The organism is Roseivivax sp. THAF197b, from assembly GCF_009363255.1.
Lineage (GTDB): Bacteria > Pseudomonadota > Alphaproteobacteria > Rhodobacterales > Rhodobacteraceae > Roseivivax.
On record NZ_CP045318.1, the window covers coordinates 3,007,824 to 3,026,390 of the forward strand.

Here is an 18,567-nt window from a genome sequence, read left to right on the forward strand (position 1 = left end):
GGACACCCACATGCCCGACTTCCAGAAGATCCTCATCGCCAATCGCGGCGAGATCGCCATCCGTATCATGCGCGCCGCAAACGAGATGGGAAAGAAGACTGTCGCCGTCTTCGCCGAGGAGGACAAGCTCGGGCTGCACCGCTTCAAGGCCGACGAGGCCTACCGCATCGGCGAGGGGCTGGGTCCGGTTCAGGCCTATCTCTCGATCCCGGAAATCATCCGCGTGGCGAAAGCCTGCGGCGCCGACGCGATCCATCCGGGCTACGGGCTTCTGTCGGAGAACCCTGAATTCGTCGATGCCTGCGACGCGGCGGGCATCACCTTCATCGGTCCCCGCGCCGAGACCATGCGCGCCCTTGGCGACAAGGCCAGCGCGCGGCGCGTCGCCATCGAGGCGGGCGTGCCCGTGATCCCCGCGACGGAGGTTCTGGGCGACGACATGAAGGCCATCGCCAAGGAAGCGGAGGAGATCGGCTACCCGCTGATGCTCAAGGCCTCCTGGGGCGGCGGCGGGCGCGGCATGCGCCCCATCGAAGGCCCGGACGAGCTGGAGACCAAGGTCAAGGAAGGCCGCCGCGAGGCCGAGGCCGCCTTCGGCAATGGCGAAGGCTATCTCGAGAAGATGATCACCCGCGCCCGCCACGTGGAGGTGCAGATCCTCGGCGACAAGCAGGGCAATATCTACCACCTTTTCGAGCGCGACTGCTCCGTCCAGCGCCGCAACCAGAAGGTCGTGGAACGCGCGCCCGCGCCCTACCTATCCGCCGCCCAGCGAGAAGAGCTCTGCGAGCTCGGCCGCAAAATCTGCGCCCATGTGGATTACGAATGCGCGGGCACCGTCGAGTTCCTGATGGATATGGAGACGGGCAAGTTCTACTTCATCGAGGTGAACCCCCGCGTGCAGGTCGAACACACGGTGACCGAGGAAGTCACCGGGATCGACATCGTGCAGGCCCAGATCTCCATCGCCGAGGGCAAATCGCTGGCCGAAGCCACGGGCAAGGCCAGCCAGTACGACATCACCCTGAATGGCCACGCGCTGCAGACCCGGATCACCACCGAGGATCCGACCAACAATTTCATCCCCGATTACGGCCGCATCACCGCCTACCGCTCGGCCACGGGCATGGGCATCCGGCTTGATGGCGGAACGGCCTATGCGGGCGGCGTCATCACGCGCTTCTACGATTCGCTTCTGGTGAAGGTCACGGCCCGCGCCGCGACGCCCGAGAAGGCGATCAAGCGCATGGACCGCGCCCTGCGCGAGTTCCGCATCCGCGGCGTCTCCACGAATATCGACTTCGTACAGAACCTGCTGCAGCACCCGACCTTCCTGAACAATCAATACACCACGAAGTTCATCGACGAGACGCCGGAGCTCTTCGACTTCAAACCGCGCAAGGACCGGGGCACGCGCGTTCTGACCTATATCGCGGACATCACCGTGAACGGGCACCCGGAGGTCGAAGGCCGCCCGAAACCCGCGGCCGATCTGCGCCCCGCGCGCCCGCCCGCCTCCAACGTCGAAGAGCCGCAGCCCGGCACCCGCAACCTGCTCGAGGAGAAGGGCCCGCAGGCCGTGGCCGATTGGATGGCGGCGCAAAAGCAGCTCCTGATCACCGACACCACGATGCGCGACGGGCACCAGTCGCTACTGGCGACGCGGATGCGCTCCATCGACATGATCAAGGTGGCCCCCACCTATGCCGCGAACCTGCCGCAGCTCTTCTCGGTCGAGTGCTGGGGCGGGGCGACCTTTGACGTGTCCTACCGCTTCTTGCAGGAATGCCCCTGGCAGCGCCTGCGCGACATCCGCGCGAAGATGCCCAACCTGATGACGCAGATGCTCCTGCGCGCCTCCAATGGCGTGGGCTACACCAATTATCCCGACAACGTCGTGCAGGGCTTCGTGAAGCAAGCCGCCGAATCCGGCGTCGATGTCTTCCGCGTCTTCGACTCGCTGAACTGGGTCGAGAACATGCGCGTCGCGATGGATGCGGTGCTTGAGACGAACAAGGTCTGCGAAGGCGCCATCTGCTATACCGGCGATATCAACGATCCCGACCGCGCCAAGTACGATCTCAACTACTATGTCGAGATGGGCAAGGCGCTGCGCGATGGCGGGGCGCATATCCTCGGGCTGAAGGACATGGCGGGCCTTCTGAAACCCGCAGCGGCCGGCCCGCTCATCCGCGCGCTCAAGGAAGAGGTGGGCCTGCCCATCCACTTCCACACGCACGACACGTCCGGGGCCGCGATTGCCACCGTCATGGCCGCCGCCGAGGCAGGCGTCGACGCGGTCGATGCCGCGATGGACGCGCTGTCGGGCAATACCTCGCAGCCGACGCTCGGCTCAATTGTCGAGGCGATGCGTTTCACCCCGCGCGAAACCGGCCTCGACATCGAGGCGATCCGCGAGATTTCCAATTATTGGGAAGCCGTGCGCGGGCAATATGCGGCGTTTGAATCGTCGCTTCAGGCTCCCGCCTCCGAGGTCTACCTGCACGAAATGCCCGGCGGGCAGTTCACCAACCTCAAGGCGCAGGCCCGCTCCATGGGTCTTGAGGAACGCTGGCACGAAGTCGCGCATACCTATGCCGAGGTGAACAAGATGTTCGGCGATATCGTGAAGGTCACGCCCTCCTCTAAGGTTGTGGGGGACATGGCGCTGATGATGGTCAGCCAGAACCTGACCCGCGCCGACGTCGAGGATCCGGGGCGCGACATCTCCTTCCCCGACTCGGTCATCGACATGATGCGCGGATCGCTCGGGCAACCGCCCGGCGGATGGCCCAAGGACATCCAGAAGCGCATCCTGAAGAAGGAAAAGCCGATCACCGACCGTCCCGGCAAGCATCTCGAGCCGGTCGATTTCGAGGCGATGCGCGCCGAACTCACGGCGAAGTTCGAGGACGTCGAATTCGATAACGAGGACCTGAACGCCTACCTCATGTATCCCAAGGTCTTCACGGACTACGTGGCGCGCCACCAGCAATACGGCCCCGTCCGCACGTTGCCGACGAAGACCTTCTTCTACGGGATGCAGCCCGGCGAGGAGATCACCGCCGAGATCGACCCCGGCAAGACGCTGGAGATCCGTCTCATCACGATCGGCGAGCCGCAGGAAAACGGCGAGCGGCGGGTCTTCTTCGAACTAAATGGCCAGCCCCGCTCCGTTCGTGTGGCGGACCGAAAGTCCACCGGCGGCAAGGCGGCGGCGCCCAAGGCCGAGATGGGCAACCCGAACCATGTGGGCGCGCCGATGCCGGGCGTCGTGGCCTCGGTCGCGGTCGAGCCGGGCAAGAAGGTGAAACAGGGCGATCTTCTGCTGACCATCGAGGCTATGAAGATGGAGACCGGCCTGCATGCCGAGCATGACGCGGTGATCAAGGCCGTGCATGCCACACCGGGCGGCCAGATCGACGCCAAGGACCTGCTGGTCGAATACGAGCCGGAATAATAGCTAGGCGCCCGGCCTCGCCCGGGCGCCCTTGCCGTCCTGCGCGCCTTTGCCGTCCTGCGCGCCCTTGCCTTCCCGCGCGCCTCGCGCCTAGGCTCGGAGCGCATCACAGCCCCTCCGCCAGACAAGGCCGCACGTACACATGACCAAGCTCAAGCTCTCCGCCGCCGATCTCGTTGCCGAGGCGCGCAGCCAGATCCCCGAGGTCACCACCGAAGAGGCGCTTGCCATGGCCTCAGAGCCCGACGTGGTCATCGTCGACATCCGCGATATCCGCGAGCGCGCCAAGACGGGCTTCATCCCCGGATCGCTGCACGCGCCCCGCGGCATGCTGGAATTCTGGGTCGACCCCGACAGCCCCTATCACAAGCCCGAATTCGCCCAAGAGGACAAACGCTACGTCTTCCATTGCGCGTCGGGCTGGCGCTCGGCCCTCGCCGTATTCCAGTTGCAGAAGATGGGCTTCGAGGCCGCGCATATGAAAGACGGCTTCAACGATTGGGTGGCCAAGGGCGGTGCGGTCGAAAAAGACGACCGGTCGCGCTGATGGACGGCTCCGCGCCCTTCGCGATCACCGCGATCTATGCAGGCCTTCTGGGCCTCGTCTTCCTGGCCCTGACCGCGCGGGTCATCACCCGTCGGGGGGCGACCGGCACATCGCTCGGCGATGGCGGCGACGTCGCACTGGAGCGCCGCATCCGCGCCCATGCCAATTTCGCCGAATTCGCGCCTCTGGGCCTGATACTCCTGTTGATGACCGAACTCATGGGCGCACCGGCGGAGGCGCTGCATCTTGCAGGCGGGCTCTTGCTGGTGGGGCGTGCGATGCACGGCCTGGCGCTGACGCGTGAGACGCCGTCGATGTTCCTGCGATCGGGCGGGATGTTGCTCACGATCCTGTCGATCGCCGCCACCTCCATAGCGCTCATCGCCCACGCGCTCTGGTAGGATCGGCGCAAGATTCCCGCCCCTAGGCGCGATTTTCCCCTTGCAGCGCGCGCCGCGATTTTCTACATCCCCGCTACTCGATTGGTAAGCGGGCGTAGCTCAGGGGTAGAGCATTACCTTGCCAAGGTAAGGGTCGGGCGTTCGAATCGCCTCGCCCGCTCCAACCGGGTCCGACGATGGATATGCGGGCGTAGCTCAGGGGTAGAGCATTACCTTGCCAAGGTAAGGGTCGGGCGTTCGAATCGCCTCGCCCGCTCCATCGGACTTTTTTCACCACGATTGTGCTGTTCTCCCGCCTGTGTCGCGCGTTGTGGGGAATTGTGCTGCGCGCCGATCCGCGTGCCGCGTCTACGAGAAATTCGATACCGGTCTGACCGCGCAAACCCAAGATGCGAACGCCGGGAATACCGTTACCGTATCGGCACCCACACACACCGCACTCAGTGCCACTGACCTTAGCTTCGCGCTACAGAGCCGCCGCTGTTGACGCGAATTTAATGCAAGATGCTATCTCTGTCAGTCGGGCAAAACCCGGTTTCGTCTTGCGTAAAGCAAAGTCAGGTGCAAATTCCTATATAGCTTCACGTAATTTGAGTATTAATATCAGGTTGATTACTTTGAATTAAGAGGAATAATTTATGTCGTTTGAGGATATCCCCATCGATTTTTGGTACGCTGCTTGGGCCGACCTGGAAGAAGTAGTAATTAGCGGCGGCAGCTCAAAAGATCTTGTTCTGGATTCACGTCCCGATACCCCTCGGGCGTCCCACTGGCTTGTCCGCGAGAATTCAATCGTCTTCCTTAAAGCTGTTACGAGGCTCGCTTACATCCGATACGGAATTATTTGGGACAGTCCGCAAACGACGGCAGTCGCCAGATTTCTGACGGCTGCCGGTCTGCCAGTGGTGAGAAATAAAAAGCTCCGTGAGGGCGTTATAGAAGGAGACCTAAACGCTGTTCTGGGTGAGGAAAGACCCCCGCAGTCTACAGAATATGAGACGTTTAGCCGATTGTCGCGTCGCGAGCAGGCTCAATTTCGTTCTGAACTTAAAAAGGCCTACACAACGCGATGCGCAATTTCAGGATGCGAAGTTGAAGTAGCTTTGGAAGCCTGTCACATTATAAGCCACGCTTCTGGAGGTCATTCCGAACCATCTAACGGCCTCCTCCTGCGGCGAGACCTTCATAGACTATTCGATCTAGGTCTAATCGCGGTCGAGCCGGAAAGACTATTATGGCGGTTTCATAACGACCTACTGGATCACTACGAAGACTTATCCAATGGTCGAAATGGACCAGATTTCGAAAACGATGATGCTCGGCTCGACAACCTTGCCAAGCACTGGGCCGCTTCTCAATTAAACGATTAAAAACACTAGTAATTTAATTCTCGCTTCTAACGGAACCTCTTGCACCGGACCAAAATGCAGTATTTGCGTGTTTGGGCTCGAACCCGTCATTCGCTGCACCGCAGAATGTGCCGGGACTCAGCCCTTTGAGGCACAGGCAAGAAGGCCGCTTCTGTCTCAGGCCTAAATCACCCCGCCAAAAAGGCATCGCAGTCACCTTCCTGCGGCCGCCCGCCCTCAAAACACCTTGAACGTCAGCGTCGTCAGCGACCGCTCGATCCCCGGGATCACCAGCAGGTTCTCGTTGATGAATTTGCCCACATCCTCGCCCTCGGGGACGTACATCTTCAGAAGCAGGTCGTATTCCCCCGACGTCGAATAGAGCTCCGAATGCAGCTCGCGCAGCGCGATCTTCTCGGCGACCTCGTAGGTCTTTCCGGGGGTGCAGCGGATCTGGATGAACAGGGCGCTCATAATCTCTCCTCGGGTTCACGGCCCGGCCAAGCTGGCACGGAAGTCACGGGGGCACAATGGGCCCGCGCCTGCCCTTTTCCTCGGCGGGCCCCGCACCTATAACCGCCCCGAACCAGCCTCGAAGGATCCGCCATGCGCCGCGCCGAGATCACCCGAAAGACCGCCGAGACGGATATCTCCGTCACGCTCGACCTCGATGGCAGCGGCAGCTACGACAATCAGACGGGCGTGGGGTTCTTCGATCACATGCTCGACCAGCTCGCGCGGCATGCGCTGATCGACATGACTGTCCGCTGCGATGGCGATCTGCATATCGACGACCATCACAGCGTCGAGGATGTGGGCATCGCGCTCGGTCAGGCCCTGACGCAGGCCATGGGCGACAAGCGCGGCATCACCCGCTACGGGTCCTGCCTGCTGCCAATGGATGACGCGCTGGTGCGCGCGGCGCTCGATCTCTCGGGTCGCCCGTTCCTTGTCTGGAACGTCGAGATGCCCACCGCCAAGATCGGCAGTTTCGACACCGAGCTCGTGCGCGAATTCTTTCAGGCGCTCGCAACGCATGGCGGCATCACGCTGCATGTCGATGCGCTGCACGGCTTCAACAGCCACCACATCGCCGAGGCCGCATTCAAGGCCGTCGCGCGCAGCTTGCGTGACGCGCTCGAAACCGACCCCCGCAAATCCGACGCCATTCCCTCGACCAAAGGAGCGCTCTGAGCATGCTCACGGCGATCATCGACTACGAATCCGGCAACCTGCATTCCGCAGACAAGGCCTTCCAGAAGATGGCCCGCGAAGGCGCGGGTGGCGAGGTCGTCGTCACCGACAAGGCCGAGGTGGTGGCAAAAGCCGACCGCATCGTGCTGCCCGGCGACGGCGCGTTTCCGGCCTGTGCAGCGGCCCTGCGCGGCAAGGACGGCGTCTACGAGGCGCTCATCGATGCGGTCGAAAATCGCGGCGTGCCCTTCATGGGCATCTGCGTCGGCATGCAGCTCATGGCGCGCAAGGGCCACGAATACGAGGAAGCCGACGGGCTTGGCTGGGTCGATGGCGAGGTGCTGAAGATCGTGCCGACCGATCCCACCCTAAAGGTCCCGCATATGGGCTGGAACGATCTGGTGATCGAGCAGGCGCATCCCGTGCTTGAAGGTGTGCAAACCGGCGATCACGCCTATTTCGTGCATTCCTATCAGATCCGCATGGCCGACCCGTCGCAGCGCATCGCCTATTGCGATTACGGCGAGGAGGTCACCGCGATCGTCGGCAGCGAGAACCGCATCGGGCTCCAATTCCACCCCGAGAAAAGCGCCGAGACCGGCCTACGGATGATTTCCAACTTCCTGCGCTGGACCCCGTGAGCGCACCCCGCGCGGTCCTGTCCTGGTCCTCGGGCAAGGATTGCGCCCATGCGTTGCATGTCTGCCGCCGGGACGGGCTCGCGCGGATCGAGGCGCTGTTCACCACGATCAGCGGGCCCTCGGGCCGCGTTGCCATGCACGGAACACGCCTTGCGATCCTGCGCGCGCAGGCCCGGTCCGTCGGCCTGCCGCTCATCGAGGTCACGCTGCCATGGCCCTGCCCCAACACCGAATACGAACGGATCATGGCCGAGGAGACCGCGAAGCTCGTCGCAGACGGGATCACGCATATGGTCTTCGGCGACCTGTTCCTTGAGGACATCCGCGCCTACCGCGAGGAGAAAATGCGCAGGATTGGGCTGACGCCGCTGTTTCCGATCTTCGGCACACCCCAAACGACGGAGTTTCTGGCCGCCGAGATGATGGAGAGCGGCCTCCGCGCCCGGATCGCCACATGTAACGCGGAAAAGCTCGGCCCGGATTTCGCAGGGCGCGCCTGGGACGCGGATCTGCTGCTCGATCTGCCCGAGGGCGTCGATCCCTGTGGCGAGAACGGCGAATTTCACACGGTGGTGACGGACAGCCCGGAATTTGCGGCGCCGTTGACGATCACGCCGGGCAATGTGGAAACGCGGGACGGGTTCCACTATGCGGATCTGCAGCTTGCCGCCGAGTGACGGTGTTGTGAGGTTGCCCCAGCCCTACGATCGGGTCGGTCTTTGCTGCGCGGAATAGCGGCTGAAAGCCGCCCGCGCATCGCCGGGCCGCCCCCCGGCACGGCGATTTTGTCCCGCCGGGCGCGTCGGTCGATGGTCTTCCGGATATTGAGAGATAAAGTGCGCAGACCTGCGGTCAGGATCGCCGCACCGCGGCCCTGCGAAACGCGGGCTGCGCGCGAGACAAACCCAGCACGAAAAATGCCACGCGGGGGTGGGCAACCGCGTGGCATCCTTCGTTCAAACCTTGTGCGACGTTACTGGATCCGGCTCCAGGTCTGGCTCGAACAGAGCAGCCCGCCCGCCACGCAGCCGCGCAGCTTCAGCGTGTTGCCGCTAAGATCCATCTTGCCGAGATAGACCTTGTCGTTCGACGGACGCCAGACGCGGCCCTCATACTTGCCGCCGCCCTGGGCGACCATGTTGCGCACCAGCACCTTGCCCTTGTTGGGCGAGTTGTATTCGCCCGACCCGTTGAAGGTCCGCGCGATCACGCCGCAGAGCTTGTCGCCGCAGGGCACCATCCGCACATGGGCGTAATTGCCCTCGTCGACTTCGGTCTTCCAGGTGCCCTCGATCGGGTCGGCGAAAGCAGCGGTCGCGCTCAGCGCAAGGCCCGCGATGGCGGTCAGAATGGCTTTCATGGGTTTCCTCCTCTCCATGAGACAGGCAAACCCTGCCCGCGCGCCCCGTCGCAAATCAAGATTGACGCAAGGTCGCGTTGCACATGCCGTTCCGTCATGTCATCTGGCCGCACCCACCGAGAAGGACACCCGCTCATGATCCTCTACCCCGCCATCGACCTCAAGGACGGCCAGGCCGTGCGCCTCCTGCGCGGCGATATGGACAAGTCGACCGTGTTCAACGACGACCCGGCCGCCCAGGCCCGCGCCTTCGTCGAGAGCGGCTGCCAATGGCTGCATCTCGTGGATCTGAACGGTGCCTTTGCCGGGCAGCCCGTCAATGCCGCGGCGGTCGAGGCGATCCTCGCCGCCTGCCCCGGCGTGCCGGCCCAGCTTGGCGGCGGTATCCGGGACATGGCCACGATCGAGGCCTGGATCGAGAAGGGTCTCGCCCGCGTCATCCTCGGCACTGTCGCGGTGGAAAATCCCGATCTCGTGCGTGAAGCCGCGCGCGCCTTCCCGGGCAAGGTCGCGGTCGGCATCGATGCGCGCGGCGGCAAAGTCGCCACCAAGGGCTGGGCCGAGGAGACGGATGTCGATGCCACCGATCTTGCGCGCAGCTTCGAGGATGCGGGCGTCGCGGCCATCATCTACACCGATATCAACCGCGACGGTGCCATGGGCGGCCCGAATATCGAGGCGACAGAGGCGCTCGCGCGGGCCGTGTCGATCCCGGTCATCGCTTCGGGCGGGGTTTCTTCGCTCGCCGATCTCGAAGCCCTGCGCGACACCGACGTGATTGCAGGCGCGATCTCGGGCCGGGCGCTTTACGACGGCGCGCTCGATCTCAAGGCTGCGCTGGCAGCCCTGGGCTGAGCGCCCCCTTATCCGGCCCAACAATTGGCGCACTGCCCCGGCATCACCGCCGGGGCCGCATGTCCTGCAACGCCGAATTACTCCGCAACAGCCGCACCCGTGAGCTTCTCAAGCGCGCCGGTCATCATCGTGACGTATTGCGCGTCCTCCGGTACCTCCAGATCGCCCAGCATGTCGGCCGGGTTCTCGTAGGTCACGAAGACCTGTCCCGAGGCATCCTCATAGGCCAGAACCCGCAGCGGCAATTGCACGCCTGCCCGAATGTCGTCCTGCATGGCGGGCGTGCCCAGCTTGGGATTGCCGAAGATCAGCAATTCCGCCGGGGCCATCTCCATATCCACATTCGCAGCGCCGCCCGCATGATCGACCCGCGCGAAGATCGTGGCGCCTGCGTTCTTCACGGCCGTCTCCAGCTTGTCGATGGTGACTTCGACGGAATGAGGGCTTTCGGTCTCGATATACTCGGCCCAGGCGGCCCCTGTGGACAGGGCGGTCACGGACAGGACGGCAAATGTGCGGGTCAGAATGGACATGGGTTTTCCTCCGGTCAAAGAGGACGAACCGGCAGACGCCTCCGACCGTTCCGCGCCGCCCAACACATCGCCGTGACACGAACGCACGGATCCCGGCGCCAAGACCGCCATCCTTTCTTGTGATCCGCGCCGGCTTTCGGCATATCGGAGCCAAGCCAGAAGGACCCAAGCGATGCTGAAGACCCGGATCATTCCCTGTCTCGACGTGGCCGATGGCCGCGTGGTCAAGGGCGTCAATTTCGTCGATCTGCGCGATGCGGGCGATCCCGTCGATGCCGCCCGCGCCTATGATGCCGCAGGCGCCGACGAGATCTGCTTTCTCGACATCACCGCAAGCCACGAAGACCGCGACACCATGCTCGATGTTGTGACCCGCACCGCCGAGCAATGCTTCATCCCGCTCACCGTGGGTGGCGGCGTGCGCTCGGTTGCGGATGTGCGCAATCTCCTGCTCGCAGGTGCGGACAAGGTCAGCTTCAACTCCGCAGCCGTGGCCAACCCCGACGTCGTGTCGGAGGCCGCCGACCAGTTCGGCAGCCAGTGCATCGTCGTGGCCATCGACGCCAAGTCCGTGGGCGAGAACAAGTGGGAAATCTTCACCCATGGCGGCAGGCGGGAGACCGGCATCGACGCCATCGACTTCGCGCTCACGATGCAGGCCAAGGGCGCGGGCGAGATTCTCCTGACCTCAATGGACAAGGACGGCACGCGCTCGGGCTTCAACATTCCGCTCACCCGCGCGATCTCGAACGCGGTCACGATCCCCGTCATTGCCTCGGGCGGCGTCGGCAATCTCGATCACCTCGTCGAAGGCGTGACCGAGGGCGGCGCCTCCGCCGTGCTGGCCGCCTCGATCTTCCATTTCGGGGATTACACCATCGGCGAGGCCAAGGATTACATGGCCCAGCACGGCATCGCGGTGCGGAAATGACCCTCGAAGAGCTGGCGAGGACCGTCGCGAAACGCGCCAAGGCCGACCCCGAGGACAGCTGGACCGCGCGCCTCATCGCCAAGGGTCCGGAAAAATGCGCCGAGAAATTCGGCGAGGAAGCCATCGAGGCGATCATCGAGGCCGCCAAGGGCGACCGCGCTGCCCTGACCTCCGAGGCCGCAGACGTGCTGTTTCATTTCCTCGTCATGCTGGAAGCCCGCAAGGTGCCGCTGTCGGACGTTATGGCCGAGCTTGCCAAGCGGCAGAAACGCTCGGGCCTGGCCGAAAAGGCCGCCCGCAAGGGCCTCTGATCCTGGTTGGACAATAGCGCACGCATCCTCGGCCTGGTCGCGGTCATTGCCGCCGCGATGCTCTGGGGCACGACCGGCACCGTCCAAACCCTCCTGCCCCCCGAACGCGCGCCGCTCGCCGTGGGCGCGCTGCGCCTCGCCGTGGGGGCGCTTTCGCTCGTGGCGCTCGCCCTCGCGCAACCGGCCTGCCGCCGCGCAATCGGCAGCCTGCCCCTGGGCGGCATCGCCTTCGCCGGCGCCGCCATCGGGCTTTATAACCTGCTGTTCTTCTGGGGGGTGACCGAGGCCGGTGTCGGTATCGGCACCGCGATCACCATCGGCTCCGCACCGTTCTGGGCCACGGCCTACGAGGTTCTGGCGCTTCGCCGCCTGCCCACGCCCCTGCGCGCCGCGGGTCTCGTCCTGTCGGTCGCGGGCGTTGCGCTTTTGGCGACCGCAGGCACGACCGGCGCGGCATCGGCCTTGGGCATCGCGCTCACCCTGGGCGCGGGCGCGTGTTACGCCACCTATTCGCTGGCGACGAGCCGCGTGGGCCAACGCGCGCCCTCCACGGCCATTGCCGCCGCGACCTTCACAATCGCCGCGCTATTCGCCCTGCCCGTGCTGTTCATCCTGCCTCTGGGCTGGCTCGCCGCCCCCGGCGCGCTGGCCGCCATCGGATTTCTCGGCATAGCCGCCACGGGTCTGTCCTATGCGCTTTACACCTGGGGACTGACCCGCGTGGCCGCCTCCACCGCCGTGACGCTGGCCCTGGCCGAGCCGGTCACCGCCTGGCTTCTGGCCACCTTCCTCGTGGGCGAGCCCGTGAGCACGCAAAGCATCGCAGGCGCGCTCCTCGTGCTTGCAGGCCTCGCCATTGTCACGCTGTCGGGCACCCGTCGGGCCGACTGATCAGGCGATCTTCGCCATCGCCGCGAGGAAGGCCGCCACTTCGGCGCGCGTGTTGTAATGGCACATCGACACCCGCACCGCCGCCTCGAAACCGAGCGGCGTCAGGATGTTACCGGAGTAATGATCGGCCTTGCGGATATGCACCCGCACGCCTTCGCCCTCCAGCGCCTCGACGATCTCCGCCGCCTTGCGCCCTTCGGCCACGAAAGTCACGAGACCCTCGCGATGGGCGTTCTCCACCCCGCCGATCACCGTGATACCCGGCATCTCCGCAAGACCCTTGAGGTTGCCCGTGCCATGCAGCATCGCCTCGCAGAGCATTTCTTCCTGCGCCGCGATGGCCGCACCCGCCGCCTCGATCCGCGCGCGGGGATCGCTGGCATCCGAGACCTCGCCGCCCAGCCAGTCGAAATAGGCGACAACGTCCGACAGGGTCGCGTAAGCGCCCGTGTCCCGCGTGCCGAGCTCCCAGTTCCCCTCCGGCCCGCCGATCAGCGCGTCATGCGCTAGCGCGGTCAGCCGGTCCGAGGCCCAGGCCACGCCGTAGCCATGGCGCGAAAACACCTTGTAGGGCGAGATCACGTAGCCATCGACGCGCGCCGCCCTGAGGTCGATGCCCCCGTGGCAGGCATGCTGGATGCCGTCCACGATGATGAAGGCCTCGGGCGCCTTGGCCCGGATCGCCGCCGCGATTGCCGCGATATCCATGCCGATGCCCGTGACGGGCGAGGTATGCAGGATCGTTGCGACGCGTGTGTCCGGCGTGACCTCTGCGGCGTAGGCCTCCGCCGTGACGCGCCCCTCCGCATCGTCATGCGGGACCTGGACATAGGGTTTGCCCGCCACCTCCGCCCAGCGCTGCGCGGCGGAGCGCGAGGCTGGATGTTCGACCGTCGAGCCCAGCACGACACCGCCCTCGGGCGCGCCAAGGCAGGCATCGCGGATCAGACGGAACAGCAATTCGGTGCCGGATTCGCCCACGAAGACGCGGCCCCCTTCGGCGTTGAAGAACAGTTTCGCATCCACGCGCGCGGTGTCGATGATCTCCTGCAGCTTTTTCGACGCCGCGTTCATCCGGCCCTGATTGTCCGGGATCGCGGCGAACTTAGCGCTCGTCTCCACCACGGATTTCAGCGTCAGCGCCCCGCCCGCATTCTCGAAGAAGATGCGCGGGCCGGTCAGCGGGCATTCGTCCACATGCGCGAAGCGAGCGCGCACGCGCTCAATGAGCTGCTCCCGCGCCTCGATCGGAACCATCTTGCTCAATGCGTGCTCTCCCCGTCATCGCGCGCCCGCGCAGCCAATGCCGCGTCCAGCGCCTCTTCCATGTCCTCGGGGTCTTTCGACGGCACCGCGTAGGAGCCCGAAAACCACTTGGCGAGGTCGAGATCCGCGCAGCGCCGCGAACAGAAGGGGCGGTATTTCGCGTCGCTCTTCTCCGAACAGATCGGACAGCTCATTCCATCACCTCCGACAGCGCCACGCGGTCGCGCTTGCGCTGCAACTCGATATTGCCCATGGGCGTCCAGCCCACGAATGTCGTCTCGACGCTGTCGGACTTGAGCGCAGCCCGCAAGACGCTCTCCACCTGCCGCCGCTCCTTTTTCGGAAAGGGCGCAGGATCGATTACGATGACGCCACCCAGACCCCGGATTCGCAGCTGCCGCGGCAGATCGCGCAAGGCCGCGATCGTGGCCTTCAGCCCTGCGGCCGGAGACGTGTCGCCACCCGTGTTCACATCGACAGCCACCAGCGCGCGGGTCTCCTCGACCGCCATGGAGCCTGCGCCCTTCAGCGCTGCGATGGGCGAGGCCAGCGCCTCCAGCGCATCGGCAGCGCCGGTGATCTCGAAGGCATCCGGTCCCTCGACCACATCGGCGGGCATGACCCATTCCCGCCAGGCGCGCATCTCGGGGCTGTCGCCTTCCAGAAGGATTTCGGCGCCGGTGCCGCGATCGCCCGCGACCTTGGCCGCCACGTCCTGCATGGCGCGGATATCCTCGGCGATGGCCTCGGGATCGGCCCCTGCGCAGGAGGACCGCAGGATCAGGCCCGCATCGCCCTCCATCACCTCATGGGCGATTTCCAGAAGCGCGTCGCGCATCTCCTCGTCGCGGATCTGGCGCGAGACGTTCAGCCCCGGCGCGTCCGGCGTGACGATGGCGTAGCGCGACTTGAACAAGAGCTTCGTGGTCACCGGCACCGCCTTGCCCGGCTCCGCATGACCCGTGACCTGCACCATCAGCGCATCGCCCGGGGCCACGCCCTTGATCTGGCGCAGATAGACCGGCCCGTCCGGTGTGTCGCAGAAGATGCCGCCCTGGCCCTTCATCGGGCGCCTCGCGATGGCGCGGTAGATCGTGCCGGGGGCCGGTTGGTCGCCCGCGACGAACAGATCCTCGAGCCGCCCATCCACCATCAGCGCTGCCGCCTCCCGCTCGCCGATCCGGCCCAATGCGATCTGTGCGCCCTTCATGCCGCACCCTCCTGCCAAATGTTGTGACCCGCTGCCTGCAGAAGCTGCGCGGTCTCCGCAAGCGGCAGGCCCACGATGGCCGAATAGGAGCCCTGCATCCACGGGATCAGCGCCCCCGCAGGCCCCTGAATGCCGTAACCGCCTGCCTTGCCCTGCCAATCGCCGGTGGCGAGATAGCCGTTTACCTCGCTATCGGACAGGGACTTCATCTTCACCTGGCTCACCACGTCCCGTTCCCAGATCCGCGCGCCGCGCTTCACCGCGATGGCCGTCACCACGCGGTGCCGACGTCCGGACAAGGCCCAGAGAAAGGCCGCGGCCTCGCCCGCATCGGCGGGCTTGCCCAGGATGCGTCGGCCCAGCGCCACGGTGGTGTCCGCACAGAGCACGATGTCATCGGAGGCGGCCTCGACCGCGCGGACCTTCTCGCGGGCGATGCGCTGGCAATAGGGCCGCGGCAACTCGCCCTTCAGCGGGGTCTCGTCGATTTCGGGCGGGCGCACGGCGTCGGGCGTCAGCCCGAGCGTTGCCAGCAATTCCAGCCGCCGGGGGCTGCCCGATCCCAGAATAAGCGCCATGATGCGTCCCCCAGACATGCGAGAGGGGCCCGGAGGCCCCTGTCATCGCCGATCCCTTGAATGGTCGGCTTACTTGAAGCGGTAGTTGATCCGCCCCTTGGTCAGGTCGTAAGGCGTCATTTCAACCTGCACCTTGTCGCCTGCCAGAACCCGGATGCGGTTCTTGCGCATCTTGCCTGCCGTATGCGCGATGATCTCATGGCCGTTTTCAAGCTCGACCCGGAACGTCGCATTCGGCAGGAGTTCCTTTACGACACCGGGAAATTCGAGCGTATCTTCCTTGGCCATGGTCTCTCCTGCATTGGGTTTTACACCGCTTCCCGAAGGAAACCGTGCGATGCGCGGTAAATGAGCCCGTTTCACGCTTTTTTCAAGAGGCAATATCACCGCAGCGTTTGGAGCGCCGGCGCTGTGTCGCGGCCCGCCTGGTCCGCCCAATGCGCGCGATTGAGCACGACGCCATCCGCCCGGACGGCGGCGACGCGGCCCAGATCGACCGTCGCATAGGTCCAGCCGGGGGCGTTCAGGCTGCCTTCGGCCAGAACCCCCGTGGGTGGAAAGCCCGTATCCGGCGGCCCGAAGACCCCACCCATGCCGCAATTGGTATCCACCGCCTCCGACCAGGGCGCATCGCCCACCGTCGAGGCCATGACCGTGATGCATTGCGCCTCGAGCGCGCGGGCCATCGCGCCGATCCGCACGCGCCAATATCCCGCAAGCGCTTCGGTGCAGGACGGCACGAGCAAGAGCTCCGCCTCCGCCAACGCTCGGCCCAGAAGCGGGTATTCCCCGTCATAGCAGATGAGACAGCCGATCCGGCCCAGCGTCGTGTCGAAGAGCCGCAACGGCCCGCCCGGCACGACACCCCAGACCTCGCGCTCGAACCGGGTCATGATCTGCTTGTCCTGAATGCCCATCTGCCCACCGGGCGTGAAGAGCCGGGCCCGATTGACGGGACGCGGCCCGATCGACGCATCGAAAACCGGTGCGGAGGCGGCGAGGATATGCACCCCGTGCCGCATCGCCAATTCCCGGTGCAGAGCATCCGCATCGGGAATGCGGTCCGACACTGCGCGCAAGGACGCTTCGAGATCGCCCGCCACGTCGAGGCCCGCCAATGTGGCCAGCTCCATCGCGCCATATTCGGGAAAGACCAGAAGCTCCGCGCCCTGCCCCGCCGCCTCGGCCACCCAATCCCCGATCTTGGTGGCATAAGCGGCCCAGTCGGGCAGGATATCCATCGGGTAAGCGGCGGTCGCGATTTTCATGGGGTGATCCTGTCAGACATGAAAACGGCGGCCCGGTTCCTGGCACCGCGCCGCCGCCTGATCCTCGAGCGCGAAGGCTCAGTTGACGATGGTCGCCTCGGTTGCGGCGCGGATATCGTCCTCGGTCACGCCATCGGCGCATTCCACGATCTTCAGGCCACCCTCGACCACGTCGAGCACGCCGAGATTGGTGATCACGCGGTCGACGACGCCCGTGCCGGTCAGCGGCAGGCTGCATTCCTTGAGAAGCTTCGATTCGCCATGCTTGTTCTGGTGATCCATCACCACGACCACACGCTGCACGCCCGCAACGAGATCCATCGCGCCGCCCATGCCCTTCACGAGCTTGCCGGGGATCATCCAGTTGGCCAGATCGCCGTTCTCGGCCACTTCCATGGCGCCGAGGATGGCCGCTGCGATCTTGCCGCCCCGGATCATGCCGAACGACGTGGCGCTATCGAAATAGGACGTTTCGGGCAGCTCCGTAATGGTCTGCTTGCCCGCGTTGATGAGGTCCGGATCCTCGTCGCCCTCATAGGGGAACGGACCCATGCCGAGCATGCCGTTCTCCGATTGCAGCGTCACGTTGACGCCTTCGGGGATGTAGTTCGGCACCAGCGTCGGGATCCCGATGCCGAGGTTCACATAGGTGCCGTCTTCGAGTTCCTGGGCAGCGCGCGCTGCCATCTGTTCACGATCCCATGGCATGGTTCATGCTCCTTTTTGTGCGAGGTCGTGCGGGTCCACGGGCACATCGACCATGATCACGGTGCCCGCCGCGCCCCGCGCGACATTGATGGTTGCGTCCAGCCCCTCGAGCAGCGCCGAGAGCAGCCTTCCGCCCACGGTCGTCTCCGACGGCCAGTCGATCTTGGAAGGAATGCCCACGCCATCGTCTGACAGGATGAGCCGCAACCCGCCTTCGGTCAGACGCGTCACCCGCAGGTCAATGAAGCCGCGCTCAAGCCCCTCGAAGGCGTGGCTGAAGGCGTTCGACAGCACTTCCGACAGGATCAGCGAAATGCGCAAGGCATCATCGAGATCCACCTGGAGCTGTTCGAATTGCTGCACGACCCGGATGCCCGGCCGGCTTTCGATATAGGTGACGCTGGCCGCGACACGGCTCAGAAGCGCACCAAGGTCGATCCCCACACGGTGGACGTCCTTGTCGCTGCGCTGCAGTTCCTCGTAGGTCAGCTGCAGACATTCCAGACGCCGCGGCATGGCCTCGATCTCGACCATGGGCTCACGCGCGTCTTCCGGCATGTTGGGATGGGCGATGCTGGACAGGATGAGCCCGAGGTCACGATGCACCCGGCCGCTCAGGATATCGACCACGAAGTCGTCCGAATCCGAGGAGAAATCGCCGTCGCGAAGCTCCTTCTGCATTCCGAAGAAGTACATCGGATTGCCGTCTTCCCCGAGGATCGGCGCGATGGTCAGCCGGTTCATGAACGGCTCGCCCGAGGCGCGGTAGTTCAGGATATCCACCGTCACGTCGCGCCCGTTCTCGATCCCGGCGCGGAGCCGGTCTACATCGGCCTTGCGCGTCCGCTCGCCCTGCAGGAAGCGGCAATTGCGCCCGATCACCGCTGAACGGGCATAGCCAGTCGTGCGCTCGAAGGCCGTGTTGACGTAAACGATCGGATTGTCCTCGACCTGCGGATTGGTGATGACAATACCAAGTGCCAGGCGGGAAAATCCCGCCATGGCGGCCCGGTCATCGAGCACCGCGCTCAGTCGCTTGGATTTGACCGTCTCAGCCGACATTG

The 18,567-nt window shown here is 64.8% G+C and carries 22 protein-coding genes and 2 tRNA genes; 13 read left to right on the plus strand and 11 right to left on the minus strand.

Annotation, left to right across the window (positions count from 1 at the left end; all coding sequences use genetic code 11):
* The first annotated feature begins 10 nt into the window (after nt 1-10).
* From FIV09_RS14540 to FIV09_RS14565, 6 genes are all read left to right on the plus strand, one after another.
* Entirely contained in the window at nt 11-3,460 is a 3,450-nt protein-coding gene (locus tag FIV09_RS14540; protein WP_152450951.1) for a pyruvate carboxylase, read from the plus strand.
* Nucleotides 3,461-3,602: 142 nt separating this feature from the next.
* On the plus strand, nt 3,603-4,007 hold the full coding sequence (locus tag FIV09_RS14545) for a rhodanese-like domain-containing protein (protein WP_152450953.1): 405 nt from the start codon (nt 3,603-3,605) through the stop codon (nt 4,005-4,007).
* A complete protein-coding gene (locus FIV09_RS14550) occupies nt 4,007-4,408 on the plus strand; it encodes an MAPEG family protein (RefSeq protein WP_152450955.1) in 402 nt (133 codons plus the stop codon). Before FIV09_RS14545 ends, FIV09_RS14550 begins: the two co-directional genes overlap by 1 nt.
* 88 nt (nt 4,409-4,496) lie before the next feature.
* Nucleotides 4,497-4,571, plus strand: a tRNA-Gly gene (locus FIV09_RS14555).
* A 21-nt stretch (nt 4,572-4,592) separates the two neighbouring features.
* Nucleotides 4,593-4,667 (plus strand) — tRNA-Gly (locus FIV09_RS14560).
* A 379-nt stretch (nt 4,668-5,046) separates the two neighbouring features.
* Entirely contained in the window at nt 5,047-5,778 is a 732-nt protein-coding gene (locus FIV09_RS14565; protein WP_152450957.1) for an HNH endonuclease, read from the plus strand.
* Between the two features lie 216 nt (nt 5,779-5,994).
* Here the strand turns inward: FIV09_RS14565 and FIV09_RS14570 are convergent, their stop codons facing one another.
* Nucleotides 5,995-6,231: an Lrp/AsnC ligand binding domain-containing protein gene (locus FIV09_RS14570; RefSeq protein WP_371417710.1), complete on the minus strand. Its 237-nt coding sequence runs from the start codon at nt 6,229-6,231 to the stop codon at nt 5,995-5,997.
* A gap of 132 nt (nt 6,232-6,363) precedes the next feature.
* Here FIV09_RS14570 and hisB point away from each other — a divergent pair, with 132 nt between their 5' ends.
* From hisB to FIV09_RS14585, 3 genes are read left to right on the plus strand one after another with little or no spacing between them, the layout of a single operon-like run.
* Nucleotides 6,364-6,951 (plus strand): imidazoleglycerol-phosphate dehydratase HisB, encoded by a 588-nt coding sequence (hisB, locus tag FIV09_RS14575; RefSeq protein WP_152450961.1) that lies wholly within the window; start codon nt 6,364-6,366, stop codon nt 6,949-6,951.
* A gap of 2 nt (nt 6,952-6,953) precedes the next feature.
* Complete coding sequence (gene hisH / locus FIV09_RS14580) at nt 6,954-7,592, plus strand: imidazole glycerol phosphate synthase subunit HisH (RefSeq protein ID WP_152450963.1); 639 nt, start codon at nt 6,954-6,956, stop codon at nt 7,590-7,592.
* Nucleotides 7,589-8,269, plus strand: coding sequence for an ATP-binding protein (locus FIV09_RS14585; RefSeq protein ID WP_152450965.1), 681 nt, complete (start codon nt 7,589-7,591; stop codon nt 8,267-8,269). The genes hisH and FIV09_RS14585 overlap by 4 nt, the downstream gene beginning before the upstream one ends.
* A gap of 296 nt (nt 8,270-8,565) precedes the next feature.
* Here FIV09_RS14585 and FIV09_RS14590 read toward each other — a convergent pair whose 3' ends face one another.
* On the minus strand, nt 8,566-8,952 hold the full coding sequence (locus FIV09_RS14590; protein WP_152450967.1) for a DUF2147 domain-containing protein: 387 nt from the start codon (nt 8,950-8,952) through the stop codon (nt 8,566-8,568).
* Nucleotides 8,953-9,087: 135 nt separating this feature from the next.
* Here FIV09_RS14590 and hisA point away from each other — a divergent pair, with 135 nt between their 5' ends.
* Nucleotides 9,088-9,807, plus strand: coding sequence for a 1-(5-phosphoribosyl)-5-[(5-phosphoribosylamino)methylideneamino]imidazole-4-carboxamide isomerase (gene hisA, locus FIV09_RS14595; protein ID WP_152450969.1), 720 nt, complete (start codon nt 9,088-9,090; stop codon nt 9,805-9,807).
* Between the two features lie 77 nt (nt 9,808-9,884).
* Here hisA and FIV09_RS14600 read toward each other — a convergent pair whose 3' ends face one another.
* On the minus strand, nt 9,885-10,340 hold the full coding sequence (locus FIV09_RS14600; protein WP_152450971.1) for a DUF302 domain-containing protein: 456 nt from the start codon (nt 10,338-10,340) through the stop codon (nt 9,885-9,887).
* A 172-nt stretch (nt 10,341-10,512) separates the two neighbouring features.
* Between FIV09_RS14600 and hisF the strand changes: the two genes are divergently transcribed.
* The 3 genes from hisF to FIV09_RS14615 are packed head-to-tail and all read left to right on the plus strand — an operon-like array spanning nt 10,513 to nt 12,473.
* Entirely contained in the window at nt 10,513-11,271 is a 759-nt protein-coding gene (hisF, locus tag FIV09_RS14605; RefSeq protein ID WP_152450973.1) for an imidazole glycerol phosphate synthase subunit HisF, read from the plus strand.
* A complete protein-coding gene (locus tag FIV09_RS14610) occupies nt 11,268-11,582 on the plus strand; it encodes a phosphoribosyl-ATP diphosphatase (protein WP_152450974.1) in 315 nt (104 codons plus the stop codon). Before hisF ends, FIV09_RS14610 begins: the two co-directional genes overlap by 4 nt.
* Nucleotides 11,583-11,588: 6 nt before the next feature.
* Nucleotides 11,589-12,473 (plus strand): DMT family transporter, encoded by an 885-nt coding sequence (locus FIV09_RS14615; protein ID WP_254702238.1) that lies wholly within the window; start codon nt 11,589-11,591, stop codon nt 12,471-12,473.
* Here FIV09_RS14615 and FIV09_RS14620 read toward each other — a convergent pair whose 3' ends face one another.
* From FIV09_RS14620 to FIV09_RS14655, 8 genes are all read right to left on the minus strand, one after another.
* Nucleotides 12,474-13,730 carry an aminotransferase class V-fold PLP-dependent enzyme gene (locus FIV09_RS14620; RefSeq protein ID WP_152452629.1) on the minus strand — a complete coding sequence of 419 codons (1,257 nt, stop codon included), beginning with the start codon at nt 13,728-13,730 and terminating at the stop codon, nt 12,474-12,476.
* A gap of 5 nt (nt 13,731-13,735) precedes the next feature.
* Nucleotides 13,736-13,933 (minus strand): DNA gyrase inhibitor YacG, encoded by a 198-nt coding sequence (locus FIV09_RS14625; protein WP_152450976.1) that lies wholly within the window; start codon nt 13,931-13,933, stop codon nt 13,736-13,738.
* The gene (locus tag FIV09_RS14630; RefSeq protein ID WP_152450978.1) at nt 13,930-14,949 is read right to left on the minus strand and encodes a ribonuclease E/G; all 1,020 of its coding nucleotides are present in this window, start codon (nt 14,947-14,949) and stop codon (nt 13,930-13,932) included. Before FIV09_RS14630 ends, FIV09_RS14625 begins: the two co-directional genes overlap by 4 nt.
* Nucleotides 14,946-15,527 carry a nucleoside triphosphate pyrophosphatase gene (locus FIV09_RS14635; RefSeq protein WP_152450980.1) on the minus strand — a complete coding sequence of 194 codons (582 nt, stop codon included), beginning with the start codon at nt 15,525-15,527 and terminating at the stop codon, nt 14,946-14,948. Before FIV09_RS14635 ends, FIV09_RS14630 begins: the two co-directional genes overlap by 4 nt.
* A 69-nt stretch (nt 15,528-15,596) precedes the next feature.
* Entirely contained in the window at nt 15,597-15,815 is a 219-nt protein-coding gene (gene infA, locus FIV09_RS14640) for a translation initiation factor IF-1 (RefSeq protein WP_005978431.1), read from the minus strand.
* Nucleotides 15,816-15,910: 95 nt separating this feature from the next.
* A complete protein-coding gene (locus FIV09_RS14645) occupies nt 15,911-16,795 on the minus strand; it encodes a carbon-nitrogen hydrolase family protein (RefSeq protein WP_152450982.1) in 885 nt (294 codons plus the stop codon).
* A 78-nt stretch (nt 16,796-16,873) separates the two neighbouring features.
* Complete coding sequence (locus tag FIV09_RS14650; RefSeq protein WP_152450984.1) at nt 16,874-17,503, minus strand: 3-oxoacid CoA-transferase subunit B; 630 nt, start codon at nt 17,501-17,503, stop codon at nt 16,874-16,876.
* Nucleotides 17,504-17,506: 3 nt separating this feature from the next.
* Complete coding sequence (locus FIV09_RS14655; protein WP_152450986.1) at nt 17,507-18,565, minus strand: PAS domain-containing protein; 1,059 nt, start codon at nt 18,563-18,565, stop codon at nt 17,507-17,509.
* Nucleotides 18,566-18,567: the final 2 nt, after the last annotated feature.

Coding starts and splice junctions, on each gene's coding strand:
- FIV09_RS14540 (WP_152450951.1), top strand. CDS start 11: ATGCCCGACTTCCAGAAGATCCTCATCGCCAATCGCGGCGAGATCGCC.
- FIV09_RS14545 (WP_152450953.1), top strand. CDS start 3,603: ATGACCAAGCTCAAGCTCTCCGCCGCCGATCTCGTTGCCGAGGCGCGC.
- FIV09_RS14550 (WP_152450955.1), top strand. CDS start 4,007: ATGGACGGCTCCGCGCCCTTCGCGATCACCGCGATCTATGCAGGCCTT.
- FIV09_RS14565 (WP_152450957.1), top strand. CDS start 5,047: ATGTCGTTTGAGGATATCCCCATCGATTTTTGGTACGCTGCTTGGGCC.
- FIV09_RS14570 (WP_371417710.1), bottom strand. CDS start 6,231: ATGAGCGCCCTGTTCATCCAGATCCGCTGCACCCCCGGAAAGACCTAC.
- hisB (WP_152450961.1), top strand. CDS start 6,364: ATGCGCCGCGCCGAGATCACCCGAAAGACCGCCGAGACGGATATCTCC.
- hisH (WP_152450963.1), top strand. CDS start 6,954: ATGCTCACGGCGATCATCGACTACGAATCCGGCAACCTGCATTCCGCA.
- FIV09_RS14590 (WP_152450967.1), bottom strand. CDS start 8,952: ATGAAAGCCATTCTGACCGCCATCGCGGGCCTTGCGCTGAGCGCGACC.
- hisA (WP_152450969.1), top strand. CDS start 9,088: ATGATCCTCTACCCCGCCATCGACCTCAAGGACGGCCAGGCCGTGCGC.
- FIV09_RS14600 (WP_152450971.1), bottom strand. CDS start 10,340: ATGTCCATTCTGACCCGCACATTTGCCGTCCTGTCCGTGACCGCCCTG.
- hisF (WP_152450973.1), top strand. CDS start 10,513: ATGCTGAAGACCCGGATCATTCCCTGTCTCGACGTGGCCGATGGCCGC.
- FIV09_RS14610 (WP_152450974.1), top strand. CDS start 11,268: ATGACCCTCGAAGAGCTGGCGAGGACCGTCGCGAAACGCGCCAAGGCC.
- FIV09_RS14620 (WP_152452629.1), bottom strand. CDS start 13,730: ATGGTTCCGATCGAGGCGCGGGAGCAGCTCATTGAGCGCGTGCGCGCT.
- FIV09_RS14625 (WP_152450976.1), bottom strand. CDS start 13,933: ATGAGCTGTCCGATCTGTTCGGAGAAGAGCGACGCGAAATACCGCCCC.
- FIV09_RS14630 (WP_152450978.1), bottom strand. CDS start 14,949: ATGAAGGGCGCACAGATCGCATTGGGCCGGATCGGCGAGCGGGAGGCG.
- FIV09_RS14635 (WP_152450980.1), bottom strand. CDS start 15,527: ATGGCGCTTATTCTGGGATCGGGCAGCCCCCGGCGGCTGGAATTGCTG.
- infA (WP_005978431.1), bottom strand. CDS start 15,815: ATGGCCAAGGAAGATACGCTCGAATTTCCCGGTGTCGTAAAGGAACTC.
- FIV09_RS14645 (WP_152450982.1), bottom strand. CDS start 16,795: ATGAAAATCGCGACCGCCGCTTACCCGATGGATATCCTGCCCGACTGG.
- FIV09_RS14650 (WP_152450984.1), bottom strand. CDS start 17,503: ATGCCATGGGATCGTGAACAGATGGCAGCGCGCGCTGCCCAGGAACTC.
- FIV09_RS14655 (WP_152450986.1), bottom strand. CDS start 18,565: ATGTCGGCTGAGACGGTCAAATCCAAGCGACTGAGCGCGGTGCTCGAT.